This is a genomic window from Myxacorys chilensis, assembly GCF_059505265.1.
The window spans coordinates 26,555-52,276 of sequence record NZ_JCACKG010000230.1 but is presented as its reverse complement, the minus strand read 5'-3'; the positions used below and the strand labels follow the sequence as shown (position 1 = coordinate 52,276).

Here is a 25,722-nt window from a genome sequence, read left to right as displayed (position 1 = left end):
CAACACTTGAGTTCGCCATTCCTTCAATAGAGTTTCCGCGTGCAGCAATAGAGTTCGATGAGCGATCGACACTCCTGCAAGATCAACGAAACATCTTCTCAAGTCGTCCTACAATGAGTCTTGGGAATACACGCGCAGTACTGTTTAAGATGACGAATACTTACACCGTCGAGATTTTACATAAGGGGCAAACCCACACGATTGAAGTTCCAGACGATCGCACCATTTTAGAGGTTGCCAACGAAGATCACGGCTTGAATTTGCCGAGTTCTTGTACAGCAGGCGTCTGCACGACCTGTGCCGCACTGCTTTTAGAAGGAACAGTCGATCAATCTGATGGGATGGGCGTCAGCGCGGATTTGCAGGAGAAAGGATATGCGTTGCTTTGTGTAGCGTATCCGCGATCGCCGATCAAACTCGAAACGAATCAAGAAGACACCGTGTATCAACTCCAGTTTGGACAGGGTTAACCGGGATTGCACTGTCCATGACAACTCACTTGATCACCGCAGAAATTGATCTTAAAACTGTTGCAACTGACTTAAACAGAGCGATCGAATCAGAGTTGCGAATATACGGAGAGCCGTTACGATGGGCAATCACAGACGTTGATGCAGATCAAATTGCCAAAGTTGAAGCGGTTGTAACTCGTGACTAATCCCTATACTGTTGCTCTGATCGTTCCTACTGGCATTGGCGCGTCCATTGGTGGATATGCGGGCGATGCTTTACCGCTTGCAAAAGCGATCGCGTCAACGTGCGATCGCCTGATTACTCATCCAAACGTACTCAACGGCGCACAGCTTTACTGGAACCTACCCAACGCCGTCTATGTAGAAGGGTTTGGACTCGATCAGGTCGCGGCGGGACGCTGGGGCTTACGTCCGGTTCGTCAAAATCGAATTGGCATCGTGTTCGATCAAGGAATTGAGCCTGACTTGAGAGTGCGCCATCTACAAGTTGCAGACGCGGCGAGAGCAACATTAGGGTTAACCCTGACCGACTATGTAGTGAGCGATCAGCCGCTCAATGTTGAGCTTAGAACCGCCATATCCGGGGCAACCTGGGGAACGATTCAGCATCCCGATAGTTTGCTGCGAGCGGCAGATCAGTTAATCCATCATGCGGGAGCAGACGCGATCGCAGTTGTGGCACGGTTTCCAGATGATACGAGCAGCGACGCTTTGCAAGATTATCGTCATGGTCAAGGCGTCGATCCGTTAGCTGGGGCCGAAGCCGTGATCAGCCATCTCATTGTGCGAACCTTTCACGTCCCCTGCGCTCATGCACCTGCCCTTTCACCGTTGCCGCTCGACCCCCATTTGTCACCCAAGTCAGCCGCTGAAGAATTAGGCTATACCTTCTTGCCGTGTGTTTTAGTCGGCTTGAGCCGTGCGCCTCAGTTTGTGACGGGCAATCCTGATCGTCACGATATTTGGGCAAATGAAATCGATGCGATCGTGGTTCCAGAATCAGCCTGTGGCGGCAGTGCCGTGATCAGCCTCAATGGATCTAACACTCGAATCATTGCTGTGCGAGAGAATCTGACAAAAATGCAGGTTCCGCCCGAAGCTCTCGGCATCAATGCCACAATTGTGAATTCTTATTTAGAAGCGATCGGCGTGATGATGTGCGATCGCGCGGGCGTCAATCCATCTGCGATCGCCTCTACGATCTCGCCTTTGGCTGCTCTCACCACAGAAGGGGCAAACTTCAAAGAAAATGCTTCACAAGCTCTCAGCAATCGCATCAAAAACTGAGTGCAGCAATCAAAGCGTGGGCAATGTCAGAGCGATCGCCAAACCTAGAGTGATAAAAGAGAGTTGTGCCGCCTCAGCTATCTGTTGGGATAGTACTTGAGTCTGTCAAGGTGGATGGTTGATGTCAATGACACCGATCGTTTTCTAAAAAGCGACTAGCTAACTCGTTATATATCAACATTCTGTCCGTTTCAGATGCTCCTGCCCCCAGCTACAGAGAGGTTCCAACACGGGAATAATACTTCTTCCATAAGCTGTGAATGAGTACTCAACTCTTGGAGGTATGTCTGATTGAACGTTTCGATTAACGATTTCATCTTTCTCCAGTTCTCGAAGCTGTTGTATCAGCATCTTCTCAGTAATCTCAGGAATTAAGCGTTTAAGTTCACTAAAACGTTTTGCTCCATCTTTCAAATGCCATAAAATCAAGAGTTTCCATTTGCCACCCAAAACCTTTAGTGTAGTTTGCACGAACACGGTGCCTTCAGGGTGCTCGACTGCCACTTGTCTTTCCTCCTCGTCAACTCACCAGACTTACAAAAAAGTAAGTACTTCCCAAAAAGAAAGCGGAAGCCTATCCTACTGTAAACGTGTAGTCACAACGAAGGAAACCCAGAATGCAGATTGAAGGTGCAATTGCATTAGTTACAGGAGCAAATGGCGGGATCGGCAAGTACTATGTTGAGGCGCTACGAGCGGCAGGCGTCTCTCGGATCTATGCAGGTGCCAGAAATCCAAACGCTCTTGCTAACCTAGCAGCAATTGACTCACAACGAATTATCCCGATTTCGCTGGATATTACCGATGAGCAATCCGTAAGTGCTGCTGCTAGCGAGTGCAAAGACGTTAATCTGTTGATTAATAATGCTGGAATTGGGCTTCTCAAAGGATTCATTTCTGCCACTGACCTTTCCAGTGCGAGAGCAGAAATCGAGGTCAATTATTTTGGCACCCTGACAATGTGCCGTGCCTTTGCTCCCGTCTTGAAAGCAAACGGTGGAGGCGCGATCGTCAATATGCTGAGTATTTTAGGGAAAGTTAATCTTCCCATGAATGCTTCCTATAGTGCTTCCAAAGCAGCAGCACTCTTGATGACACAAGGCATTCGGGCTGAATTAGCAGCACAAGGTACACTGGTTACGGGTGTGATGCCTGGAACAGTAGATACTGAAGTCAGCAAAAACTTTCCTCCGCCTAAAGTTTCGCCAGAAGTTGTCGCACAGGAAGCTTTGCAAGCCGTGATCGACGGAGTTGAGGATATTTATCCTGGAGAACAAGCCAAGGAGATGGCGGCACAGCTACTCGGAGATCCAAAAGCACTTGAAAAAGCAATGGCGATGATGTTGCCTAACTCAACACAAGGGTAAAGACAGGAGAATGAAGATTGGTATCGTGGGCTGTTGCAAGCCAGTTGTTTTCAAACCTTGGACTGAAAGCACTGCGAGGTTAAGTGACCTGAGAATAAATAAGTCTTGAAAAGATTGGTACAGAGATAAGGGAATCAAATCGAAACCTGTATTCCTGCCCTATAGCCTTTCTGACTCTTAAGCTATACTGTGAGGCTCGTTCCCCCTTAATATTAAATTCTCGTGGCTGAACAAAATTCTGACACGCCCGAAGCAGAGCCTCTGACCCGACTGCAAGTTCTCATTGCAATGGGTGTCACGGCAGTTGTTTTATTATTTATTGCCAAAGCATGGATTTACTTTGGCTCTGTTACCTTAATCCCCGTTAAATTTTCTTTTGAAGCCGTTCTTCAAGGTATTGCCCTTGGTTTAGCCATTACTGTTGCAAGTTCTATTACCTATCGCATTTGGGGTGCTTATCGTCGCAGTGCAGATTACTATCTAGAGTTAATTCTCAAGCCGCTCCTATTTCCCGATCTGATTTGGCTTGGCTTACTGCCCGGACTGAGTGAAGAACTGATTTTTCGAGGCGTCATGCTGCCCGAGTTTGGGTTGAACCTCGAAGGCATTCTAATTTCAAGCTTGTGCTTTGGCGTGCTGCACATGAATGGTCTGAAACAATGGGCATACATCGTTTGGGCAACCATCATTGGCATTGCGCTAGGCTATAGCGCCGTTTGGACGGGAAACCTACTAGTGCCGATTGTGGCGCACGTCTGCACTAACTTTGTTGCAGGATGCGTCTGGAAATTCAGTGATTAGCGCAAAGTGCAATACAGCCATAGCAGATGTCAGGCTTGGAGTTAAACCCTTTCCTTAAAACGCCTTCACAGCATCGTGGGCAAAGCAGAGATGGCAGATGCAACCCCAACCCACAGCACAAACCGCTCAAGATCAAATTCGTCGAGGGCATTTCTGATCTCGAACATGACGCTAATCATCGCGACCAAAACGCAGGGCAGGATGAGTGTGTAGCTGAGGGTGGGCATAGATGTATCCTCGATTGCATTGTTAATTGCATTGTTGCCATGATGCGATATACCCCGCTCATGAAAACTCTCTCGCAAGTCGAGTGTTTTTTGCCGTCTCTAGTCAATTTTTCCATCCTCATTTTGAACATCCTCATTTTGGAAAAGTAAGGACGCTGCGATCGCGATTTGGCTGAAGGGCGTGTTTCCTTTAATATGATGCATTCCGCTGATCGCTCTTGGCAGCATGGGCAGACTGACGACGGTCTGTTGAGGAAAAAGCTGAGGATCGAATGCGTGTTCTGGCTCGAATCGATTATTCACAATGTAGCGCTGAGAAATACCCATCCCTTTCAATGATTCGGTTAATCGTTGTGTTTCTGCCAAAATCGCTGATCGCGCCTGACAAACGCCGATAAATTCTGTATATTGTGGGTCTTGTAATTTCTTCTGAGCCTGCATCACGCGCTGTCGCAATGTTCTTAAGCGCCCCATCAGTTCGGTTCGTCCTAAAACATTTTGGTATTTAATCCAAAGCTTGAAAATCCAAGCCAACCAATCGCCTAATGCAGTGGGCATCTCCAGAAAGCGCAGCAGATGACCCGTTGGAGCAGTATCTAAAATTACGAGGTCTTGCGATCCCGATTCAAGCAGTTCCATCACTGCGATCAGCGACAGCATTTCATCAATTCCGGGTAAGGATTGAGAGACAATTCTGCGCCATGCTTCCGGGCTATAAGCAACTCGTAACGTTGTGTCGGCAGTATTTGATTCGCCGCTCATCATCTCGGCAAGCTCCCACAAATAGTCTTCTCGAAACTGATCGAGGACTTGCTTCGCGTCCATTTCTTGACCACTGAGATTGGCGGTGATGTCAGTGGCGTTATGTTCAAGATGCGTTCCCAACGCATCGCCTAAGGAGTGAGCCGGATCAATCGAGATGACGCGAATCTTTTTATCAGGGTGTCGTTGTGCCATACCAAGCGCGATCGCAGCCGCTACGGTCGTTTTACCCACGCCTCCCTTTCCACCCGTCAAAATCAGCTTCCGTCCTTCTAAGATAAAATCGCTGAATCCCGGCGGAATCGCTTCTGGTAGGCGAGTTTGAACTTCGATAGAGACCCGTTGAGCGTGAGCCACTTGAATTTGACTCATCACCCGATCGAGCGCTTCCTTGCCAATCGGTTCTTGAGCCTGTTGAGGAACAAGCAACGTAGCAGGAACAGTGAATTCTAGAAATTTTTCAATCAGCTTCTGTTGGTCGCTGTAGATATCTGTATCGCTTGAGTTATCTGAAACTTGGTTGATTAAAAGTCCGCCAACTGGAATGTTGAGGACGTTGAGCGCGCTGAGAAAGCGTTGGGTTTCGAGCAGACTCATCCACTCCGCGATCGCCACCACGAGACACGCTGTTCTTGTCTCGTCTTGCAATAATTGCCGACCGTCGCCTAAATCAGACTTCATCTCCAGCAAAAAGTGATCAACCTCATCCGGGGTGTAGCGACCTCTAAAAGACTGGCTAATCACTTGATGCTTTTGTTGAAACAGTTCTAGCGCAGACAGAAATTCGTCCAAAAAATCCATCAGACCAAAAAGCGCCAGCGTATGACCACTTGGAGCCATATCAACCACAATGCGATCGACGACATTTTCTCTTAGCAAACGCTGAATCTCTAGCACGCCCATTAGTTCATCGAGTCCGGGCCAACTCAAATCCCAAACGGGCGATAAATCTCCTTTCTCAACAAAGCTGCCCCGCTCAACCAGCAACTCTAGAATTGAGCCATACTTTGCTTTAAAGTCCTGCAAAAGGTCTGCTGCCGCGATCGCTCTAATGAACAAATTCGGCAAATCCTCAAGCGTGCGAGCCGTGTTGCTCACCTCGACTTGCAAAACATCGCCAATTGAATGAGCCGGATCGGTTGAAAGCAGCAGAATGCGTTCAGTAGGAAATTGCTGCGCCCAATGCCGCGCGAACCCACACGCGATCGTCGTTTTACCCACTCCACCTTTACCACTAAACATGGCCAATTGCAGCGCATCCAACGGCTTCACAGCGCAATCCACCGTCTCAAATCGTTCATTCCTCATGGTCTCATCCCTCCTTGCGTTAGCGTTGCCGTCAGGCGCGTTCTGCCTGCAAAGCCCATTACCCCAGGTATCCCTGTTTCAGAACTTCGCCTTTGGGCACACTGCTGGATGTAGTCTTCCCCATCTCGCGAAGAGGCTACACCAACGCACCCTCTGTGGTAAGGCAATGAGTGAATTATTTAAAGGCTTTGAGCAACTGATAGAACTGGCGAAAGCTTTAGAAGAAAAGGCTGAGAAGGGCGACCTGAAGGCGAATATTCAAATCAATAGCCGCAGTCTCAGTAGTATTCCACGTCAAGGCAGCATTCCTAACGGAGTCGGGGTCGGTCGAGGAACCCCCCATTCTGGCAGTTCTGAATCCGATCCAATCGTTACGCCTCCGCCTAAAGACAATGCAACTGCTTCTTTAAAGGATTTGGGCGGACTAGGCGATGTGTTGAGGGAATTGCGAGAACTGGTCGAACTTCCGTTAAAGCGTCCTGATTTACTAGCAAAACTCGGATTAGAACCCGTTCGAGGCGTACTGTTGATGGGACCTCCCGGAACCGGAAAGACCTTGACCGCGCGATCGCTCTCCCAAGAATTAGGCGTGAATTACATTGCGATCGCAGGCCCCGAAATTATGGGCAAGTACTACGGGGAAGCTGAAACCCGTCTGCGCAATGTGTTCGAAAAGGCGGCAAAAGCGGCTCCCTGTATTATATTTATCGACGAAATTGATAGCCTCGCTCCCGATCGCTCCAAAGTCGAGGGCGAAGTCGAAAAACGGGTCGTCGCTCAACTGCTGACCTTGATGGATGGGTTCGCCCAATCGACGGGCGTAATTGTGCTCGCAGCGACGAATCGCCCGGATCATCTCGATCCAGCGTTGCGCCGTCCCGGACGGTTTGATCGCGAAGTGCAATATCGCGTCCCCGATCGCGCAGGACGATTAGAAATTCTAACGATTCTGACTCGGGCGATGCCATTAGCTCAGAGTGTGCAGTTGGATGCGATCGCAGATCTTAGCGTCGGCATGGTCGGCGCAGATCTCAAAGCGGTTTGTCAAAAAGCTGCCTATGCTGCTCTGCGTCGCCAAGTTCCTTCTCTAACTGAGCCACTGCCAGACGCGATGACCCTAGAGCAATCTGACTTTCTACAGGCGCTCAAAGAAGTGAAGCCATCTGTCTTGCGCTCTGTCGAAGTGGAATCTCCAACTGTGGATTGGGATCAAATTGGCGGCTTAGAAGAGATCAAGCGCACCTTACAAGAAGCGGTAGAAGGCGCACTGTTGTATCCCGAACTCTACAAACAAACGGGGGCAAAAGCGCCCCGTGGCATTCTCCTTTGGGGATTGCCCGGAACGGGAAAAACGCTTTTAGCAAAAGCGGTTGCCTCCCAAGCGCGAGCTAATTTCATTGCGGTAAATGGTTCTGAATTAATGAGCCGTTGGGTGGGCGCAGCAGAACAGGAAGTTCGCGAGTTGTTTGCAAAAGCCCGTCAAGCCTCTCCCTGTGTCGTCTTCATCGATGAGATTGATACCCTAGCGCCAGTGCGCGGGAAATTTAATGGAGATTCGGGTGTGAGTGATCGCGTGGTCGGTCAATTGCTCACCGAACTCGACGGACTAGAAGACTGCACCAACGTCCTTCTAATTGCCGCGACTAACCGCCCAGATGCGATCGATCCTGCGTTGTTAAGAGCAGGACGGTTAGACCTGAAACTGGAAGTAGACCTACCCAATGAGCAGAGCCGCCTCGATATTTTGCGAGTGCATAACCGCGATCGCCCTTTGCATGACGTTGATCTCTTCGTCTGGGCATCCCAAACCGAAGGCTGGAATGGTGCAGATCTGGCTCTTCTCAGCAACCAAGCAGCACTGCAAGCCGTCCGTCGCTACCGCGATCAAGGACACGATCTCTCCACAATCTACATCACCGTGGATGACTTTACCCTCGCCCATCAAGCGCTGCAAAGCCAGCGCTCATCCAGCTAATCCCTAACCCTTATTCCCCAATTCCTATGTTCTCTCAAGCCAATACCGATCTCGTTCGTCAACAAGCTCTCGCTGCATTGACGGCTGCGTTTCTCGCTCAAGGTCATCCGGTTGAATATGCTAAGCACATGGCAACCGCCGCAATTTTTCAGACGGATTTAGAACTGAGAAATGCTCAACTGTCGCGGCTGATTGCTTGGCTTAAGCAAGACTATCCTGCTGTTCATCAGGAGGCAATTTTGCTGATCGAAACTACTCGTGAAGAATTTGAGCGTCGGGTTCAAGGGTAGTACTTTATCAAGTGAAGGATTGAGAGAGATTACTGACCCGCTGCACGACGAAAGAGGCCTGCGGCGGGTCATCTACATCTATCAATCAAAGACTGACAGCATCGCTCATGCGAATTTCAGGCTACCTAACATTCAGGTCCGTAAATCTGCGACCTTCTCTCAAGACCCAACGTGTAGGTTCCGTGTTTACGCTAGAAAGTCTCTGTTCCAACCTGTCCACTTTATTAACTACGGAAGCCGAATCTGAAGCAAGTCTAACGTCCCTATTCGGTAACCCATTAACCAAACTGTTTAAGGAATAACACCATGGCTGTTGAAAAAGTAAACTCTTCTTCTAGCTTGGCAGAAGTTGTCGATCGCATTCTCGACAAAGGCATCGTGATCGATGCTTGGGTTCGTGTTTCGTTGGTTGGTATCGAACTGCTGGCGATCGAAGCTCGTGTCGTGATTGCCTCGGTTGAGACTTACTTGAAGTATGCAGAAGCGGTCGGTTTAACCTCTCAAGCGGCTGTTCCTTCTGCCTAAACCTTGAAACTGGGGAAGTCAATTCCCCAGTTTTTTCCTTCAACCTTTTCAAAACGTAGATAGGAAGTCTGCTAGTTACAATGGCTTTAAAAACATCCTGGCAACACTTGCGGCAACAACGGCAACAACACATCATCCAACGCCGTCAACAGGTCGCTTCAACGTTAGAAAATATTCAAACCTATCGTCAAGAAACCGCCTCTGAGCTTCGCTGCGATCTCAGTCTGTTTCGAGATAGTTTAATGAGAAACGGCACGGTTTGCCGTCAGGAGCGTCAACGCGATCGCACTGAGTTGCATCATCAGACTCAAACATTTTTACGTCAAGCCCGCGATCGCAGACAGGTTCAAGCCCAAGAAGGCGCTCAGCAACTCACGGCCTTCGTCATTCAACTCCGATCAGAAACGTCAGAATTTTTAGCGGTCACTCACGCCAACCGCGAACTAATGGCGCAGCAGTTAGCGTACGATTTAGCGGCATTTCGAGCGGCTTTAGATCAAGCATCAACCCTTCTTCGCCAAAAGATTCGAGCCGATATTCAAACGTCCCAAACTGAAACTTCTTTACTGTTAGAAGCAGCACATCAACAGCGAATTGCAACCCGAATTCAGCTTAATCAAGAGTTGGCCGACGTTGCCGAACAGGAGCAACCTGCGCTCCCAAGCATCGAATCTTCAGAAAGAGCAGATGTCCGTGTAGGGAATGAAAAACAAAGTGCCGAGCAAATTCAGCCGAGTGCTGCTAAGCCCGCTCCCATACAGCCTGCCCCTGCTGTTTCAGAAGAGCGGCTGCAAGAAGAGCGAATTTTTCAATACATCGATCTCATGCAAAGCGTGCGGCTGACCGAGCTTGAGACATCGCTTAGTATGAGTCGATTTCAGGTCGTTGAGGCACTGCGATCGCTGATCCAAAAGGGCATGATTACCCAGCGCGATCGCATGTATTGCGTTTCAGAAGAAGTTTATTAAGGTCGTTTGTTTTAGGAATTACTCACTGTGACTACTGTTCTCCGTGCAAGCCCCCGTCGGTTCGTCAGTACTCCCTCTGTAGAGCGGCTCGCCCTTCGAGCGTTGCGCTATCTTCAATCTGGTTTTTCGGTGCATCTGCGCGGCCCTGCTGGAACAGGTAAAACGACGTTGGCATTGCATTTAGCCGATTTATTGACTCGTCCAATCATGCTGATCTATGGAGATGATGAGTCGAGATCGTCGGATTTGATTGGCTCACAAGCAGGCTACACGCGCAAAAAAGTAGTGGATAACTTTATCCATAGCGTTGTTAAGGTCGAGGATGAACTGAAGCATAACTGGGTTGATTCGCGGTTGACGATGGCCTGCCGAGAAGGATTTACGCTGGTTTACGACGAGTTCAATCGATCGCGTCCAGAAGTAAATAACGTTCTGCTTTCAGCGCTCGAAGAAAAGCTGCTTGTGCTGCCACCAACCAGCAATCAGACGGAATACGTCCGCGTCAATTCCGACTTCCGGGCGATTCTAACCTCTAATCCTGAAGAGTATTGCGGCGTGCATGGTACGCAAGATGCGCTGATGGATCGGCTAGTCACCATTAATATGCCAGAGCCAGACGAACTGACTCAGCAAGAAATTTTGAGGCAGAAGACCTCCCTCGATCGCGCCAGTGCCTCTCTCATCGTGCAACTCGTCCGAGCCTTTCGTGCCGAATCGGGAGTGATGGCTTCCGGGTTGCGCTCTGGTGTCGTGATTGCCAAAGTGTGTCATGAACATAATATTCCGGTGTCTCCCAACAATTTAGACTTCCGGGAAATTTGCTCAGATGTATTGCTGTCGCGCTCCGGATTGCCATTGACGGAATCAACAGAATTGCTCTTGCAATTACTCGGTCAGCTTAAACCAAGTGAATCGATTGAGCAAGAGGAAATAAACGCTGAAAGCAATGTCATTTCGGAAGAAGCAGAAACTTCTATCGAAAAAAATGAAATTCATTCTGAGCCGATTTTGCAAACATTAGAGATAGAAGATGATACGCCAATTGTTAGTTCTGAACCATCGATAGAGCTAACGCTAAACGAACAGCTTGTTGAATTACTAAAAGAAATTCCTGTAATTCAAGAGGAAGTAGATACGGAGTTAGAAGGAATTGCTTTTGAAGCATTTTATGAATCCCGGATCTATCAGTATCTGATTGACATGGATGGAGCAGGGCTGTCAGATTTAGAAAGCGAGTTTGGTCTGTCTCGTACTCAAGTTTTAGATGTCCTGCGTACCATGACACGCAACCGTCAAGTGATCCACCGCGATCGTAGGTTTTTTGCCATCGTTCGTTCTGAGGTTGAAGTATGAGTTCAGTAATGCCCACAAGAGCTTCAGCATCTGGAGGGCGTGAGGCTGGAACGATGGCAACGGCCACTCAAGGATCATCTTTAGCCGATGTTCTAGAACGAGTCCTAGACAAAGGCATTGTGATCGCAGGGGATATTTCTGTGTCTGTTGCTTCGACAGAACTACTGAATATTCGCATCCGATTACTGATTTCTTCGGTCGATAAGGCGAAAGAAATCGGCATTAACTGGTGGGAAAACAATCCGCACTTTAGCGCTCAATCCAAAGAACTGAATGAAACTAACCAACGTCTCCTAGACCGAGTTGAAGCGTTAGAGGCAGAACTAAAATCGCTTCGTCAAGCCTCCGTTCAGAAATTGCCTCAATCTACATCCGGCTCCTTAGAATCGCTTCTAAAGGACTTATAAACCTTATAACCAGTGTTCTTTTGTCTGCTTCGCCGAGATTAGTCGAAGGAATTAAGGACAGAAAACCCGCTCCTAGCCAAAATCTGTTGTTTGGTGTAATCTTCAACCCCCTAATTAGCCCCTAATTGTGTCTTCTGAACTTTCTCCCTCTCCCGCAAAAGCTCGTCCTGACGCAGGCTTAGCCCCCTTGCTGCTGACCGTAGTTGAACTCGTTCGGCAACTGATGGAAGCCCAAGTGATTCGTCGCATGGATGAAGGGTGCTTAAACGACGATGACCTCGATCGCGCTGCCGAAAGCCTACAAAAGCTTGAAGAACAAGTCGTTCATCTCTGCAATTTTTTTGAAATTGACCCAGCCGAGTTGAACGTCAATCTTGGTGAAGTGGGCACTCTATTGCCTAAAGCTGGAAGCTACTATCCTGGCAAAGCCTCATCTAGCCCGTCCATTTTGGAACTGCTCGATCGCTTGCTCAACACAGGTGTAGTGCTTCAAGGCAACATCGATTTAGGACTCGCTCAGCTCGATCTAGTTCACGCAAAACTCCAGCTAGTTCTTACGGCAAAGCCAATTTAGAAGTCAGCTCACACTCTGTTTCATTTGCCCCAACCTAACCCATGACCTACGGACTCTATCTCTACGGCATTTTCCCCGCCCCTGGCCCTGCTCTTGATCTTGAAGGGCTAGATCACCAGCCTGTGCAAACGCAGGTGATCGATCGCTTTGCCTTTCTCTACTCAGCCGCCCAACAAGAACGCTATTTGGCCAGTCGGCGTAATTTGCTTGGACATGAAAAAGTCTTGGAGCAGGCAATGCACGCGGGACATCGAACGCTCTTGCCGCTTCAGTTTGGCTTGACTATTGAAACCTGGGACACCGTGACAGAGCAGCTCATTACACCGCATCGTGAGAGCCTTGAGCATCTGTTTGAGAAGCTGTCAGGATACCGTGAGGTGAGCATCAAACTTTTCTGGGATAGCAACGCTGAGCTTCAGGCACTGATGGCAGAAGACGCTAACCTCAAGGAAAAGCGCGATTTCTTAGAAAGCGTGCGGAGCAGTCGCTCAGACGGCAAATCGCTCAGCATGGATGAGATTGTTCTGATTGGACAAGCGATTGAGAAAGCGATGAGCGATCGCAAGCAAACCATCATTCAAGCGTTCCAAGACAGCCTCAATCCCCTTGCGATCGCGCGGGTCGAAAATGAGGTACTGACCGAAATGATGATTTACAACGCGGCCTATCTCATTCCTTGGGAGGCAGAAGCCGAATTTAGTCAACAGGTCGAAGCCTTAGATCATCAATTCGACTCGCGGCTAAAAATTCGCTACAACGACTTCACCGCGCCCTATAACTTCGCTCATCTCGACCAACTCACTTAATTACACCCCCTCTTATGGTTCTGCGTGCCCTTTTCGCTCCGATTACTGGACTCGCTTGGATTGCTGAACAAATTCAAGAACGCGCCGCTGCTGAATTAGATGATCAGGAAAATCTGAGTAAGCGCTTGCTAACGTTGCAGTTGGCGTTTGATATGGGAGAAATCGCTGAAGCCGATTTTGAAGTGCAAGAAGAAGAATTGTTGCTAGCAATCCAGGCTCTTGAAGATGAGGCACGTCAAGCCGCCGTACAGTAGGATCAAGCTGTAGAGTTGAGAGCGTAATCTATGGTGTCTCAAACGGCTGAACCTATTGTTTATCAAGGGCAATTTGGAGAATTCACAGTAGATGACCACGATCGCAGAGGTGTCGTGGTCTACCGGGGTGGCCTAATGGTGGCGGCGGTAAGTTTTGCAATTGCCACTCTTCTTGTCTTTCTCCATGCGTCCCCAACTGCGATCACTGCTTTATACTGGCTCTTCTGGGTGGCGCTGGGCGTTAGCTTATTCACTATTCACATCTATCTTGCTCCGCTACATCGAGCATTGCAGGCATTTTGGGCAATTGGTGGCATAGCGTCTTTGGGAATTGCCGTGCAGAGTTCAGAACCGCTTGCGCTGTACGTGTTCCATCATGCGATCGCGCTCCTCGGGGTCGGATTCACGTTTGCCGCATTAACCGGAATTTTCTTCAAAGAAGCATTTTGCTTTAATCGTTTAGAAACCAAATTTCTTACCCCACTTGTCCCCGCTTTGCTATTGGGACATCTAAGCGGGTTGCTTCCAGTGCAGTGGGAACAACAGCTACTAGGTGGGTGGGCTGTCCTATTTTTAGTCTTTGCGATCCGAAAAGTCATTCAGCCAATTCCCCCAGACATCGGAGATAAAAGCGTGTTTGAATATTTAGAAAAAGAACGATCCCGCTAATTTTTTGTACTACACACGAGCGCGATCGAGTTATGACTAACACTGCCCCGCGATCGACGGTAATGACGTTTGAAGAGTACCTCGCCTATGACGACGGCACAGATACTCAGTATGAGTTGGTGGATGGAGAGTTGGTTGAGATGCCGCCAGCATCCGAAGAGAACGCTAATCTAGCCCGATTTCTCTACAGTGTGTTGTTGCGGCACTTTCCTTTCTATTTGATTGGGCACAAAGACCTCGAAATCGAAGTGAGCGGACGCAGGGCTAGGTGTCGCTTGCCTGACCTGATGGTGCATACTGAAGAATCGAAAGCGGCGCTTGTGGGCACAAAACGCGCCACGATTACTCGCGACATGCCGCCCCCCGCTCTAATCATTGAAGTCGTTTCGCCTGGTTCAACAAATCGTACCCGTGACTACCGACACAAGCATACGGAATACGCGGCTAGGGGAATTGCAGAATATTGGATTGTTGACCCTGAGGAACGTCAAATTACCGTGTGCAAGTGGGTAGACGGTGCTTATGAGGATACGATCGTGAGGGGACGCGATCGCCTTGAGTCTGAAATTGTTTCATCGTTTGGATTGAGTGCTGATCAAGTGTTCGCAATGGAAGTTTGAAGAACCCAATCAGCCAGTGAACTCGCGTTAGCCTAGTTTTAGCGTCCTGCCCGGACATACTTTTGAAACCAGTTTGGGGTCAAGCTTGAGTGCTCTATCTCTGTCGCTTGAACAAACTCTCTAAACCTCACAAATAGCTCAGGATTGCGCCATCCGCGCTGCACTTCCTCGGCAATTATTTCCAGTGCATCTTGAGGTGAAAATGCCTTTTTGTACGGGCGCTCATTCGTCAACGCATCATAAATATCGGTCAGTTGAAAGACTTGCGCCAAAAAGGGAATAGTATGACCCACCAGTCCATCTGGGTAGCCAGACCCATTCCAACGCTCATGATGGTGGCGAATGATTGGCGTAACTCCACGCATTGTTCGTAACGGTAGGCAAATTCGCTCTCCAATCACAACGTGCTGTTTCATAATTTGCCATTCTTCGGGCGTCAGCCGTCCTTGCTTCAGCAACACCGCATCAGGAATGCCGACCTTGCCAATATCGTGCAGATAGCCGCCCCACATCAGATCTCGGACCTGCGATCGCGCTAAACCCAAAAACTCTCCAAACGCTTTGCCCTGAAGAACTAGCCGTTCACAATGATCGCCCGTATCTGGATCTCGGCTCTCAACGGTACGAGCGATCGAGAATAAAACTTGTTCAGCATGATCAAGATCTTCATTCAAGCGCTTTTGCTGAACCAGAGATTTGACTCGCGCTGAAAGCTCTAATCGATCAAACGGTTTCGTCAAAAAATCATCACCGCCCGCTTCAATCCCGCGCACGCGATCGCGGCGATCGTCAAGAGCGGTAATGAACACGATCGGTGTGAGTCTTGTATGCTCATCTCCCTTTAAGCGACGGCACACTTCATACCCGTCCATCCCTGGCATCATCACATCCAGCAGGATCAGGTCGGGCTGAATTTCGGAGACTTGCGCTAAAGCTGCCTCGCCGCTTTCTGCTTCAATTACGTCATATCCCTCAACAGAGAGAAGTGCCACAGCCGCCAAGCGATTTGAGGGATGATCATCAACGACAAGTATTTTGGGTCGCTCCAAGTCCAGGTCATTCACGGCGCGAAAAAACCTAAATTACTGAACGAAAAATGATTAAATAATTAAGCGATTAACTAAAGTAGAACTTACCTGAACTTTGGGTTACACGGCTAAGGCGCACAAAGCTGAAGCAGCATTCTTGCTTCAGTATGGGCAATTAGAGGAGAGGATCAATCAGGGTTTCTACAGAGAATCTAAAGAAAATCTAAAACGCTCCTTAAGAGTGCTGATGGTAAGGAAGGGGATAGCCTGAGTCTAGAGAACCATTATCAGCCGAGGTCTTTAGGAAACAAGGGCACCGGGGGAAGTCTGATTGGCTTACTCGATGGCTTCGTTAACTGGGAAGCGATCGAGGAGTTGAATCGCACGGATTGCATTTGTTCTTAGGGCCTCTGGGATATGAGGAACGTGGGGAATTTGCGATAGAAAATCCAAGGTTCGGCGTAAGATCCGGACAATATCCCCTTCATCTAAGCTGGTATTGCTGCACAACTCCAGCCAATCAATGCCGAGCGCCCACTGTTCGATTAATCCAATCAATTCGTCTTCAAGCCAGACTGGTAGGGCGACCTGATGCCGTCTTTGAAGTTGAAATAGCTGTCTCCGAATGCCCCGTAGTTCACTAAGAGCGCTAAGGACTTCTTCTGAAATGTCGTATCGAGTCCAGCTATCGGGGCGCGATACTTCGGTGACGAGGGCCGCGCAGGCAGTGGCGAGATGGTGCGGATCGAGGTGGTCGAGTTCGCCTGACATGAGCGACAAGCCAAGCCAGAGTTCGTTGTCTCCCCGAATAGCAGCGGTAGCTCGACCAAGGGCCGTTGGTTTCAGGTCATCGAGGCAACCAAAGCTTTGCAGAATATCGAGCAAGGCTAGGAATTCTTCCCAATGACGTTGGGTTTGGCGTCCAAATTTAGCTTGTCGATCGTCAATTTCCACTTGCAAGGTTTGAATCCGCTTTTGACGTTTGAGAATTTGAGCGCGATCGCCCCACCGATTGACAGGATGGGCTTCGATTTGGGCTTGAACGGCCTTCATGCGCTGCTCTTGGGCATAGACTTCTGGCGCATCATTATAACCAGACACGTCGGCAATCTGAGCTACAATCTCTTCGGTTTGCTCGGTTCCTCGGCAAGAATGACCCGATTTAAGAACTAGCTGAGATGGCGGTTCGATGGCATCAACCACAGCAAGGCGAGGTACGTCGCCGTGGAGTTGCGCGACATCTCCCACGCTAACGACATACCACCGATTGTTCTGTCCTAAACAGATCAAATAGGGAAACTGCCCCGCGCCCTGAACCTTCGAGACCAGCACCGCAGGCAGACGCTGAGGCAGACGAACGGCGTCCCCTCTGAGCGTGAGAAAGGTTCCCGCCACTGCGAACGACAGCGCGATCGCAAGTTCTGACGCCTGCATCTCGTCTGCCTGACTCTGCAAGGTTTTGAGCAGTCGCTTTTCTTCTTTGAGCCGCTCTTGCAGTTTTTCGTATTGGTTCAGCAGTTTCCAATCGACGGCTGCGATCGCGGCTTGCTGTTGGGCCAGTTCGCTTTTACAACGATCGATTTCTTCTTGCTGGGGACGCAGATAGAGCGTCGATAAGTACTGTCCGAAACTGCGCTCAATCAGTTCTTTCGCTTCCTCAATCGTGTGAGTTTGCAGCAGATTTAGCACCATACCATAGCTAGGTGTGAACTGGCTGACGAGGGGATCGGCCCCAGACGTGGCGAGGTAAGCCGCTTCTTTTGAGCCTTCAAACGGAGTTTGGACGGTCACAACATATCCCTGTTTATCCATGCCGCGTCGTCCCGCGCGTCCTGCCATTTGCAAAAACTCGGAGGGATTGAGTAATCGATGTCCCGCGTCGGTTCGTTTAGATAGGCTGGAAATCACGGTTGTTCGAGCAGGCATGTTGATCCCAGCTGCCAACGTCTCAGTGGCAAACACAACTTTGATCAGGCCGTCCTGAAACAGCTCTTCGACTAAGCCCTTCCACGCTGGAAGAATGCCGGCATGGTGCGCCGCGATCCCTCGGTAAAGAGGCTCGATTTGTCCCGCTCGTCCGGCTTCAGGGTTGCGATCGAGAAACTCATCAATTCTTGATTTGAGCCGAGCTGCTTCCCCATCGTTCACTAACGACAGGTCGCCCAGCGCTTCTACAGCTTTGTCACAGCCTCGACGGCTAAAAATAAAGTAAATAGCAGGCAGCATATCTTTTGCCCGCAGTTGACTCAGAGTAAAGGCAAGACTCGGCGCTTCCGGTCGGGGTGCGCCGCGTGGGTTCGCTCCTTTCGGGCGATACTGGCTCCGTTTGGGTTTGAGTCTTGGGTTGATTCGTTTTCCACTGTCATCTAAGAGTGGAAATAGCCCTTTTGGATTGCAAAACGAGAACCCAAGCGGCACGGGGCGAAAATCCGAGTAAATTAGCTCAGTCGGTCCGTGAACGTGATCGATCCAGTCTGTCAGTTGGTCGCTATTGGCAACCGTGGCAGACAACGCGACAAGCTGAATTTCTGACGGGCAGTAAATAATCGATTCTTCCCATACTGTCCCGCGCTGGCGATCGTTCATGTAGTGACATTCATCTAGCACCACCGCTTCAACGCCCGTGAGCGACGTTCCTACCTCACCGATCGGCGTGCCGTACAGCATGTTACGAAAAATTTCAGTCGTCATCACCAAAATCGGAGCTTCCCGATTGATCGAGGTGTCTCCTGTCAGGAGTCCCACGTTCTCGGCTCCAAACTCGTCGCGAAAATCCCGGAGCTTCTGGTTCGACAGCGCTTTCAGAGGAGTTGTGTAGAAGACGCGCTTTCCCCCCGCCAAGGCTCGGTGAATGGCGTATTCTCCAATCAACGTTTTTCCTGATCCTGTCGGCGCACAGACCACAACTGACTTTCCGGCTTCTAATGCCGCGATCGCTTGGAGTTGAAACTCGTCTAGCTCAAAGGGAAAAATCGTATGGAGGTCAAGCCGGAAGGAGGGGGCAGTGTTCACAGGGATGAAGGATGAGGGATGAAGGTAGGAGATGAAAAACGTAACGAATGTTTATTACGGAAAGTCTTAAGTTCTGATCCTAGCTTGATTCCTTAAGTTCTAGCCTGAAAAGATTAAACTCCTCTGGGCAACCCGTCGCCGCTATTTTGCCCTTCATCCCTCATCCCTCATCCTTCATCCCTCCCCTCATCCCTTCTCGCGCTAGCGTCGTCACAGTCATCCCTCATCCCTTTTTTAACTTTGCAAATCGCATTTTCCCTAAGCGAAATACAGTAAATTAGTCTATGCTTTAGTCCTTCTGTGAAAACTGGTGAGACGAGGTTTGCCGTGGAAATTGCGATCGATACATTCTGGTCTCAGGTTCTCGACCGTCTCCAACTCAAGCTTAGTCGCCCCACGTTCGAGGCCTGGATTAAAACGTCCACCCCGGAAGAACTGACCGAAACGTGCTTAGTGTTAAGAACGGCGAATCCGTTTGCCAAGAACTGGCTGCAAAAATATTACATGCCCACCATCATCGAGGTGGTTCACGACATTTTGGGGCGTCCCGTGGAGATTCAAATCAAATTTGTTCCCGGTTCAGATGGCACGATCGGAGATGAGGCGGAGTTGTTTTATCCGTTCACCCTCGATTCTGCGCCCCTAGAACCGTTAGCACCGCAGGCGACAAATTCTGACCTCAATTCTAAGTATGTCTTTTCTCGCTTGGTCGTCGGTCCGAATAATCGGATGGCTCATGCGGCGTCGTTGGCTGTGGCAGAGTCGCCGGGTAGAGAGTTTAACCCACTGTTTCTTTGTGGCGGAGTAGGACTCGGCAAAACTCATTTGATGCAAGCGATCGGGCACTACCGACTCGAAATTTGCTCGACGGCAAATATCTTCTATGTCTCAACAGAAAAATTTACAAATGATCTGATCACTGCCATCCGCAAAGACAATTTGCAAAGCTTCCGGGATCACTACCGGGCAGCAGACGTACTGCTAGTCGATGACATTCAGTTTATTGAGGGCAAAGAATATACTCAGGAAGAGTTTTTTCACACGTTTAACACGTTGCACGAAGCAGGACGGCAGGTTGTTCTCGCCTCAGACCGGCCGCCTAACCAAATTCCACGCTTGCAAGAACGGCTGTGTTCACGCTTCTCGATGGGCCTGATTGCCGACATTCAGCCACCCGATTTAGAAACCCGGATGGCCATTTTGCAAAAGAAAGCTGAATACGAAAACATGCGCTTGCCCCGTGAGGTGATTGAATACATCGCGTCAAGCTACACCTCTAACATTCGGGAACTAGAGGGGGCGTTAATTCGCGCCGTCGCCTATATCTCGATCGCAGGGTTGCCGATGACGGTTGAAAATATTGCGCCTGTGCTAAATCCGCCCGTCGAAAAAGTGGAAGCGTCTCCTGAAGCAATAATTGCTTCGGTGGTTGAAGCGCTGGGAGTATCGGCTGAGGATTTAAAGGGCAATTCTCGGCGTCGAGAAATTAGTGTGGCACGGCAAATTGGCATGTATCTTATGCGCCAACACACGGATTTAAGCTTGCCAAAAATCGGTGAGGTCTTCGGCGGCAAAGACCACACCACGGTTTTGTATAGCTGCGAGAAAATGAAAGATCTTAAAGAAAGCGATCCCAATATGGCGCAGACCTTGAGGCAACTGAGCGATCGCATTAATCTCGCTAGTCAGGGACGCAAATAACCAGCGATCTCAAGTCTATAAACTTTGAGGCTGTAGGACACAGGTTCTTTAGCCACTTGGATCAATAGCAGTTAAGCACTGCATTATTTAAGTAAAGTTATTCTATTCGACGATTAGTATCAAATTTTTCTATATGATTTAGTGACCAACCGCAGATCTGTGGAAAACCTACAAGTTTTTGTGGAAAACTTTGTGGGAAACCTGTCAAAAACTTGGTCGTTTCGGTGGAAACTTTAAACTACGGGAGGTGTTAATTGAGCCTTTCCACACGTTTTCCACAGGTTAACGAGGAATAAAGCTCTTTCTCTATAAGAACTCTAAGAGTTTTCCACAGTTTCCACAGACCGTGCGATCGCATTCCTTGTCTTTCGACATCCAAAACTCCCTTAAAGATCTGTGAAACGATCGCTGAAGGAGTGCTAATATTCTCAAACAAGATTCGTCAACACTACATATAGTTTTAAGTTTCTTATTTAACTGCTTATCTAGCGCTTGCTTTAATCTCAATTAGTTTTCCACAGCTTTCTCAACAACTGTCTTTCATTCCCATCACCGCCATGAAACTGGTTTGCGCTCAAAATCATCTCAATGCTCATTTATCGCTGGTCGGTCGTGCGGTTTCATCTCGTCCCACCCACCCTGTCTTAGCGAATGTTCTCCTCAATGCTGACGAGGAAACCCAACAGATTAAGCTCAGCGCTTTTGATTTGAGCCTTGGCATTCAAACAAGCTTCCCGGCTCAGGTGGAAGAAGGCGGCACACTAACGCTTCCGGCAAAGCTGCTGAGTGATATTGTGTCTCGCTTGCCAGAGGGCGACATCACCCTAGACAACGGCTCAAACGATAACTATTTGACCAATTTGACCTGTGCTTCCGGTCAATATCAAGTACGGGGTATGGGCGCAGAAGAATTTCCAGAACTGCCAACAATTGAGGACGGCGAAAAGACTCAGCTCTCGGCTGAAGCCCTAATTGATGGTTTACGTGGCTCTCTGTTTGCAGCGTCTGCGGATGAAACCAAGCAGGTACTCACGGGAGTACACGTCAGCGTCCAGTCCGATGGGTTGGAGTTTGCGGCAACCGATGGTCATCGTCTTGCTGTCGTTCATACCCTGGATCAGGGTGATGAGCAGAGTGCTAGAAATGAGAGCAGCTTGGATGTAACGGTTCCAGCGAAAGCATTGCAGGAACTGATAAAGATGCTCGATCGCCAGGGTAGTAATTCGGTAGATGTCCAGTTTGACCAAGGACAAGTCGTGTTTGAGTGGACAGATCAACGCATTACAAGTCGCTTGCTCGAAGGTCAGTATCCCAACTATCGCCAGCTTGTTCCCCGTCAGTTTGCTCATCAGGTGAGTCTAGATCGGCGGTTGTTTCTCAGTGCGTTAGAGCGAATCTCGGTGCTGGCTGACCAGAAGAACAATATCGTCAAGATGATGTTAGATGGTGCAACTCAGCAGATGACGTTAGCCGTTGATGCCCAAGATGTCGGTAGCGGTCGTGAATCAATGCCTGCTCAAATTACAGGCGACGGGATGGACATCGCCTTCAACGTTAAGTATTTGATGGATGGCTTGAAGGCAATTAGTACTGCCGATGTGCAGATTCAATTAAACACCCCGACTAGCCCTGCAGTGCTATCGCCCATTGGTGCGTTGAAGATGACGTATTTAGTGATGCCTGTCCAAGTTCGTAACTAATACCAAGAGAACAATTTTCTGCGATGAAATTTTAGATTTCATCGCAGAAAATTGTTTATTAAGGTCTGATAGATGCACCAGATTATAAGTCCTGCTAAATCTTAGGACGGCTGAACCCGCATCACCACCAACGTCATGTCATCCGAATGCGTACTGCCAGCGCCGATGAATTGCTGAACGCGATCGAACAGATGCTTCAAGATCAACTGAGGATCGTTATAGTGCCAACACGCCCACCGAAATGCACTCATTAAATTCTCTTCATCGAACCGCTGTCCATACGGATTTGCTGCATCTGTAAAGCCATCGGTGTAATAAATAATCGTATCGCCAGAGTTAAGCTGCACCGTTGCATCCTGATACTGCGTTTCGGCATCCAGTCCAATTAACATTCCCAGCGTATCTAATCGCTTAATCGTATCCGTTGACGCTTGCCACAATAGCGGCGGGTTGTGAGCTGCATTGCTATAGGACAGAACGCGCGTTTGGGGATTGTACTCAGAATAGAACAGGGTCACAAACCGGTTTGAGTTTTCCAGATCGGCATACATGACCTGATTGAGATGCTGCAAGATGCGGGCTGGAGAGTGCCCATTGAGAACCTCTGCTCGCAGCATTCCACGAGTCATGGTCATGATCAGTCCGGCGGGAACGCCCTTGCCCATCACATCGCCGATCGTAACGCTCCAGCGCCCGGTCGAGTTGTCGCTCCCCGTACGTACCTGCCCATAGTCGGCAGGAATGAAGTCGTAATAGTCGCCGCCGACGCGATTGGCAGTCTTACACAGGGCAGCGAGTTCAACGCCTTGAATGGTTGGGCATTGACGAGGCAATAAGCGCAACTGAATATCTGCGCCAATCTCTAATTCGCGATCGAGGCGTTCTTTTTTCCGCAGTTCAACCGTCAGCTCATCGTTCTCGATCGCGACAGCGGTTTGGTCAGCAATCAAGCGCACCAATTTCTGCCGGGTTTCTGTCCACTCATAGTCCTCGTCTCGGCTAAACACATACAGGCGGCCCCGCTCACTGTTTTTAATCAAAATTCCAGTGCCAAAAATCTGAATTCCAGATCCTAGCTGACGTGCCACCTGAGTGTCGAGCATCGTTACTACTTGCGACGATCTCGCCAGGGCTTCTCCTGGGGGTAGCCCGCTCAAGGAAGCCGTCATCTGCCGAGTTGCCGCCTCTAGCGCTTTGCGGACTTCTTGCCCCCAGTGCGTATCCTGACAGTGCAAACGCTCTAGCTTGACTTGTCCATTAGGGCGGAACAAAATCAGCGCGCCGCCGTCCGCATCTGTAACCCGACTCGCCATCAGAGGAATGAGTTCTAAAAACTGATTGAGGTTGCTAAAGCTCCGCAGGGCAAATCCTAGAGAACTCAGCAGATCTTGGATCTTATGTTGCTCTCGATTGAGGCGAGACACCAGTTCTTTGAGCGCAAACACGGGGGTCACGTCCGATGAGCCTGATCCGTCGTTACGATCGGGCGGTTGAGAGGGCTGTCTAGGAAGAGGCACAGCAGTCATTCGATCCGGTGAAGTTAGAGAACACAGTACAGCGAAATGGACTAGAAAATTGTCTCCTTTGAATTAGGAGCAAGATCCGTTGTAGCCATCAATCTTAGCGGAAGAGTTGCGAATCGTGTTGTACGAACATTAATGAATGGTACGAACGGTAGAGGTGCGGTTTTATTACTAGCGGACAGCAATAGAAGAAGTCAGTGCAATTCGCATCCTTCAGAGGAACGACGATGCAGACTGCCTAGCGATCGCGCCCTTAGCAATTAAGACCAATAGCCGAACATGACTCAAGCAGGATAAGACACCTCTTTTAAGAAAGCCTCATCCCATTCGCTGAGATAGTCTCGGCATATTCTACGGGCTCCAAACAATGTTGAGCACATTAATCGTTACAGAGTGCCCGAACTTCACAAAAAACACATGCCAGTGGATCGGGTCTAACCACTGATCAAAGCTTCCACAAATTCATAGCTCGAAAAGGGTCTCAAATCTTCGATGCCTTCGCCTGCACCGATAAAGCGAATCGGCAGACCCAGTTGCTCGACCACCGCTAGGGCAATTCCACCTTTTGCTGTGCCGTCTAGCTTAGTCAGCACAACGCCACTAAGCTGTGCCGCTTCTGCAAACACTTTTGCCTGTTGCAATCCATTCTGTCCCAGTGTCGCATCTAGCACGAGTAGGGATTCTACTTTGGCGTTGGTTGCCTTTTTGTCAATAATTCGGCGAATCTTATTCAATTCGTCCATCAGGTTTTTCTTATTTTGCAGGCGTCCTGCCGTATCGATCAGCAACAGTTCTGTCCCACGAGATTGAGCCGCTGCAATGCCATCAAACACGACAGCGGCGGGATCGGTATTCTGTCCCGGATTAGCAATTACCTCAACATTACTGCGCTGTCCCCAAACCTTGACTTGCTCAACCGCCGCCGCACGAAAAGTGTCAGCAGCAGCAATCAGACAGAGGTAGCCCGATTTTTGAGCGATATGAGCGAGTTTGCCGATCGTGGTCGTTTTTCCTGCCCCGTTCACGCCCGTCATCAGCCAAATGTTAAGGGTGTCTTTCTCTGGTGCAAAGAAGACACTGTGCGATCCTTGCAGAGGACGGTCGAGCAACTCGCGCAAGATTTGTTTGAGGTATGCGATCGCTTGCTCTGGCGGCAGGGTTTCCTCTCGTAACCGACTCTGCAATGCCTGAATCACTCTATCTGTAGCTTCGACACCCGCATCGGCTTGCAGCAGGAGCGATTCAATTTCTAGAACCGCATCTTCGTTGAGCGGACCTTGACCCACGATCGCCTTGAGCTGATTCACCAAACTGCGTCGGGTCTTATCTAACCCTTGGCGCAGTCGCTTTAACCACGTGATTTCTTCGAGGGTAATATCTTGGGCGCGGCGTCCCATCGCGGAAAGGACTTCGGTTGACCACAAGAAGCCTTCGTCAAGAGTGAGCGGAATCCCAGAATCCGATTCTTCGGCGGGGGCGGCATCAGTTTGAAGGCTTGCAGCAACGTCAGGTTCCGCGATCGCAGTGGCTCGCAGCCGCTCTAGACGGGCGGCTCGTTCTTCGGCTTCAGCTTGTGCCCACAAGGGAACATTTTGGGTAATTGGGGATTCAGGTTCGGTTGTGCCTTTGTCTGCCTGAGTCTCTAGGGCTTGAGAAGCGGGGGCTGTCGAGTCCTCTAGAATGTCAGCTTGGACTGATAGAACAGGTTCAGGCGTTGGCTCTTCTGCAATGGTCTCTGGGGTCGAGGTGACGGTTTCTTCAGCGGTAATCGCAGGCTCAGAGACAGGCTCAGACGGTTGTTCAACGTCCTCTTGAATTGAGTCCGCTTGAGCAGATTCTGATGGAGGGACAGGCGCGGCTTCTTGCTGTTTACGTTGTTTAATCGCTTCTAACGCAATTCTGGCACGCTCGATCGCGGCCTGCTTTGCCTGCTCTGAATCTTCAACCGCTTCGGTTGGCTCAGCCTCTAATGTTGGGGCATCCGGCTGAGTCGCTTCAGAGACATCTGCCTCTGCCTTTGGTTGATTGAAACGATTAAACCAGTTGAACGCCATTGCAAGTACCAGAGACTTTCAGAATTAACTTTTAGACT

Annotated in this window: 25 protein-coding genes; 18 read left to right on the top strand and 7 right to left on the bottom strand. The window is 49.5% G+C overall.

The window, feature by feature from the left end:
* The first annotated feature begins 149 nt into the window (after positions 1 to 149).
* The 3 genes from AC5JLB_RS23515 to AC5JLB_RS23505 are packed head-to-tail and all read left to right on the top strand — an operon-like array spanning position 150 to position 1,760.
* On the top strand, positions 150 to 470 hold the full coding sequence (locus AC5JLB_RS23515) for a 2Fe-2S iron-sulfur cluster-binding protein (protein ID WP_495876255.1): 321 nt from the start codon (positions 150 to 152) through the stop codon (positions 468 to 470).
* 17 nt (positions 471 to 487) lie between these two features.
* Positions 488 to 658, top strand: a complete 171-nt coding sequence (locus AC5JLB_RS23510) for a DUF8621 family protein (RefSeq protein ID WP_495876254.1) — start codon at positions 488 to 490, stop codon at positions 656 to 658.
* The gene (locus AC5JLB_RS23505) at positions 651 to 1,760 is read left to right on the top strand and encodes a DUF3326 domain-containing protein (protein WP_495876253.1); all 1,110 of its coding nucleotides are present in this window, start codon (positions 651 to 653) and stop codon (positions 1,758 to 1,760) included. The genes AC5JLB_RS23510 and AC5JLB_RS23505 overlap by 8 nt, the downstream gene beginning before the upstream one ends.
* 174 nt (positions 1,761 to 1,934) lie before the next feature.
* On the opposite strand, the gene AC5JLB_RS23500 is transcribed toward AC5JLB_RS23505, so the two are convergent.
* Positions 1,935 to 2,264 carry a winged helix-turn-helix transcriptional regulator gene (locus AC5JLB_RS23500; protein ID WP_495876252.1) on the bottom strand — a complete coding sequence of 110 codons (330 nt, stop codon included), beginning with the start codon at positions 2,262 to 2,264 and terminating at the stop codon, positions 1,935 to 1,937.
* Between the two features lie 113 nt (positions 2,265 to 2,377).
* Here AC5JLB_RS23500 and AC5JLB_RS23495 point away from each other — a divergent pair, with 113 nt between their 5' ends.
* Together AC5JLB_RS23495 and AC5JLB_RS23490 are read left to right on the top strand one after the other, a co-directional pair.
* Complete coding sequence (locus AC5JLB_RS23495) at positions 2,378 to 3,127, top strand: SDR family oxidoreductase (RefSeq protein ID WP_495876251.1); 750 nt, start codon at positions 2,378 to 2,380, stop codon at positions 3,125 to 3,127.
* Positions 3,128 to 3,349: 222 nt separating this feature from the next.
* A complete protein-coding gene (locus AC5JLB_RS23490; RefSeq protein WP_495876250.1) occupies positions 3,350 to 3,928 on the top strand; it encodes a CPBP family intramembrane glutamic endopeptidase in 579 nt (192 codons plus the stop codon).
* Between the two features lie 65 nt (positions 3,929 to 3,993).
* On the opposite strand, the gene AC5JLB_RS23485 is transcribed toward AC5JLB_RS23490, so the two are convergent.
* Positions 3,994 to 4,155, bottom strand: coding sequence for a hypothetical protein (locus AC5JLB_RS23485; RefSeq protein ID WP_495876249.1), 162 nt, complete (start codon positions 4,153 to 4,155; stop codon positions 3,994 to 3,996).
* 99 nt (positions 4,156 to 4,254) lie between these two features.
* Positions 4,255 to 6,225: an ArsA family ATPase gene (locus tag AC5JLB_RS23480; RefSeq protein ID WP_495876248.1), complete on the bottom strand. Its 1,971-nt coding sequence runs from the start codon at positions 6,223 to 6,225 to the stop codon at positions 4,255 to 4,257.
* Here AC5JLB_RS23480 and AC5JLB_RS23475 point away from each other — a divergent pair.
* The 11 genes from AC5JLB_RS23475 (at position 6,224) to AC5JLB_RS23425 (ending at position 14,666) form a co-directional block, all read left to right on the top strand.
* A complete protein-coding gene (locus AC5JLB_RS23475) occupies positions 6,224 to 8,200 on the top strand; it encodes an AAA family ATPase (protein ID WP_495876247.1) in 1,977 nt (658 codons plus the stop codon). The genes AC5JLB_RS23480 and AC5JLB_RS23475 overlap by 2 nt on opposite strands.
* A gap of 26 nt (positions 8,201 to 8,226) precedes the next feature.
* Positions 8,227 to 8,490: a hypothetical protein gene (locus AC5JLB_RS23470; RefSeq protein ID WP_495696412.1), complete on the top strand. Its 264-nt coding sequence runs from the start codon at positions 8,227 to 8,229 to the stop codon at positions 8,488 to 8,490.
* 306 nt (positions 8,491 to 8,796) lie between these two features.
* On the top strand, positions 8,797 to 9,015 hold the full coding sequence (gvpA, locus tag AC5JLB_RS23465; protein ID WP_162425313.1) for a gas vesicle structural protein GvpA: 219 nt from the start codon (positions 8,797 to 8,799) through the stop codon (positions 9,013 to 9,015).
* A gap of 80 nt (positions 9,016 to 9,095) precedes the next feature.
* The gene (locus tag AC5JLB_RS23460; protein WP_495876246.1) at positions 9,096 to 9,983 is read left to right on the top strand and encodes a hypothetical protein; all 888 of its coding nucleotides are present in this window, start codon (positions 9,096 to 9,098) and stop codon (positions 9,981 to 9,983) included.
* Positions 9,984 to 10,010: 27 nt separating this feature from the next.
* Positions 10,011 to 11,336 carry a gas vesicle protein GvpN gene (gvpN, locus tag AC5JLB_RS23455; RefSeq protein WP_495876245.1) on the top strand — a complete coding sequence of 442 codons (1,326 nt, stop codon included), beginning with the start codon at positions 10,011 to 10,013 and terminating at the stop codon, positions 11,334 to 11,336.
* A complete protein-coding gene (locus AC5JLB_RS23450; RefSeq protein ID WP_495876244.1) occupies positions 11,333 to 11,743 on the top strand; it encodes a gas vesicle protein in 411 nt (136 codons plus the stop codon). The genes gvpN and AC5JLB_RS23450 overlap by 4 nt, the downstream gene beginning before the upstream one ends.
* A 127-nt stretch (positions 11,744 to 11,870) precedes the next feature.
* Positions 11,871 to 12,317, top strand: coding sequence for a gas vesicle protein K (locus AC5JLB_RS23445; RefSeq protein WP_495876243.1), 447 nt, complete (start codon positions 11,871 to 11,873; stop codon positions 12,315 to 12,317).
* Between the two features lie 41 nt (positions 12,318 to 12,358).
* A complete protein-coding gene (gvpF, locus tag AC5JLB_RS23440; RefSeq protein ID WP_495876242.1) occupies positions 12,359 to 13,123 on the top strand; it encodes a gas vesicle protein GvpF in 765 nt (254 codons plus the stop codon).
* Between the two features lie 14 nt (positions 13,124 to 13,137).
* Positions 13,138 to 13,377, top strand: a complete 240-nt coding sequence (locus AC5JLB_RS23435) for a gas vesicle protein GvpG (protein ID WP_495696418.1) — start codon at positions 13,138 to 13,140, stop codon at positions 13,375 to 13,377.
* 30 nt (positions 13,378 to 13,407) lie between these two features.
* Positions 13,408 to 14,046 carry a DUF2301 domain-containing membrane protein gene (locus AC5JLB_RS23430; protein WP_495876241.1) on the top strand — a complete coding sequence of 213 codons (639 nt, stop codon included), beginning with the start codon at positions 13,408 to 13,410 and terminating at the stop codon, positions 14,044 to 14,046.
* Between the two features lie 32 nt (positions 14,047 to 14,078).
* The gene (locus AC5JLB_RS23425; protein ID WP_495876240.1) at positions 14,079 to 14,666 is read left to right on the top strand and encodes a Uma2 family endonuclease; all 588 of its coding nucleotides are present in this window, start codon (positions 14,079 to 14,081) and stop codon (positions 14,664 to 14,666) included.
* Positions 14,667 to 14,704: 38 nt separating this feature from the next.
* On the opposite strand, the gene AC5JLB_RS23420 is transcribed toward AC5JLB_RS23425, so the two are convergent.
* Together AC5JLB_RS23420 and AC5JLB_RS23415 are read right to left on the bottom strand one after the other, a co-directional pair.
* A complete protein-coding gene (locus AC5JLB_RS23420) occupies positions 14,705 to 15,730 on the bottom strand; it encodes an HD domain-containing phosphohydrolase (protein ID WP_495876239.1) in 1,026 nt (341 codons plus the stop codon).
* Between the two features lie 300 nt (positions 15,731 to 16,030).
* The gene (locus AC5JLB_RS23415) at positions 16,031 to 18,706 is read right to left on the bottom strand and encodes a DEAD/DEAH box helicase (protein WP_495876238.1); all 2,676 of its coding nucleotides are present in this window, start codon (positions 18,704 to 18,706) and stop codon (positions 16,031 to 16,033) included.
* 300 nt (positions 18,707 to 19,006) lie between these two features.
* Here AC5JLB_RS23415 and dnaA point away from each other — a divergent pair, with 300 nt between their 5' ends.
* Positions 19,007 to 20,407 carry a chromosomal replication initiator protein DnaA gene (dnaA, locus tag AC5JLB_RS23410; RefSeq protein WP_495876237.1) on the top strand — a complete coding sequence of 467 codons (1,401 nt, stop codon included), beginning with the start codon at positions 19,007 to 19,009 and terminating at the stop codon, positions 20,405 to 20,407.
* Positions 20,408 to 20,964: 557 nt separating this feature from the next.
* Entirely contained in the window at positions 20,965 to 22,107 is a 1,143-nt protein-coding gene (gene dnaN, locus AC5JLB_RS23405) for a DNA polymerase III subunit beta (RefSeq protein ID WP_495876236.1), read from the top strand.
* Between the two features lie 101 nt (positions 22,108 to 22,208).
* Here dnaN and AC5JLB_RS23400 read toward each other — a convergent pair whose 3' ends face one another.
* Both AC5JLB_RS23400 and ftsY read right to left on the bottom strand, forming a co-directional pair.
* Entirely contained in the window at positions 22,209 to 23,633 is a 1,425-nt protein-coding gene (locus tag AC5JLB_RS23400; RefSeq protein ID WP_495876235.1) for a PP2C family protein-serine/threonine phosphatase, read from the bottom strand.
* A gap of 431 nt (positions 23,634 to 24,064) precedes the next feature.
* Positions 24,065 to 25,684 (bottom strand): signal recognition particle-docking protein FtsY, encoded by a 1,620-nt coding sequence (gene ftsY, locus AC5JLB_RS23395; RefSeq protein ID WP_495876234.1) that lies wholly within the window; start codon positions 25,682 to 25,684, stop codon positions 24,065 to 24,067.
* Between the last annotated feature and the right edge of the window lie 38 nt (positions 25,685 to 25,722).

Coding starts and splice junctions, on each gene's coding strand:
- AC5JLB_RS23515 (WP_495876255.1), top strand. CDS start 150: ATGACGAATACTTACACCGTCGAGATTTTACATAAGGGGCAAACCCAC.
- AC5JLB_RS23510 (WP_495876254.1), top strand. CDS start 488: ATGACAACTCACTTGATCACCGCAGAAATTGATCTTAAAACTGTTGCA.
- AC5JLB_RS23495 (WP_495876251.1), top strand. CDS start 2,378: ATGCAGATTGAAGGTGCAATTGCATTAGTTACAGGAGCAAATGGCGGG.
- AC5JLB_RS23485 (WP_495876249.1), bottom strand. CDS start 4,155: ATGCCCACCCTCAGCTACACACTCATCCTGCCCTGCGTTTTGGTCGCG.
- AC5JLB_RS23475 (WP_495876247.1), top strand. CDS start 6,224: ATGGTCTCATCCCTCCTTGCGTTAGCGTTGCCGTCAGGCGCGTTCTGC.
- AC5JLB_RS23480 (WP_495876248.1), bottom strand. CDS start 6,225: ATGAGGAATGAACGATTTGAGACGGTGGATTGCGCTGTGAAGCCGTTG.
- AC5JLB_RS23470 (WP_495696412.1), top strand. CDS start 8,227: ATGTTCTCTCAAGCCAATACCGATCTCGTTCGTCAACAAGCTCTCGCT.
- gvpA (WP_162425313.1), top strand. CDS start 8,797: ATGGCTGTTGAAAAAGTAAACTCTTCTTCTAGCTTGGCAGAAGTTGTC.
- AC5JLB_RS23460 (WP_495876246.1), top strand. CDS start 9,096: ATGGCTTTAAAAACATCCTGGCAACACTTGCGGCAACAACGGCAACAA.
- AC5JLB_RS23450 (WP_495876244.1), top strand. CDS start 11,333: ATGAGTTCAGTAATGCCCACAAGAGCTTCAGCATCTGGAGGGCGTGAG.
- gvpF (WP_495876242.1), top strand. CDS start 12,359: ATGACCTACGGACTCTATCTCTACGGCATTTTCCCCGCCCCTGGCCCT.
- AC5JLB_RS23435 (WP_495696418.1), top strand. CDS start 13,138: ATGGTTCTGCGTGCCCTTTTCGCTCCGATTACTGGACTCGCTTGGATT.
- AC5JLB_RS23430 (WP_495876241.1), top strand. CDS start 13,408: ATGGTGTCTCAAACGGCTGAACCTATTGTTTATCAAGGGCAATTTGGA.
- AC5JLB_RS23425 (WP_495876240.1), top strand. CDS start 14,079: ATGACTAACACTGCCCCGCGATCGACGGTAATGACGTTTGAAGAGTAC.
- dnaN (WP_495876236.1), top strand. CDS start 20,965: ATGAAACTGGTTTGCGCTCAAAATCATCTCAATGCTCATTTATCGCTG.
- AC5JLB_RS23400 (WP_495876235.1), bottom strand. CDS start 23,633: ATGACTGCTGTGCCTCTTCCTAGACAGCCCTCTCAACCGCCCGATCGT.
- ftsY (WP_495876234.1), bottom strand. CDS start 25,684: ATGGCGTTCAACTGGTTTAATCGTTTCAATCAACCAAAGGCAGAGGCA.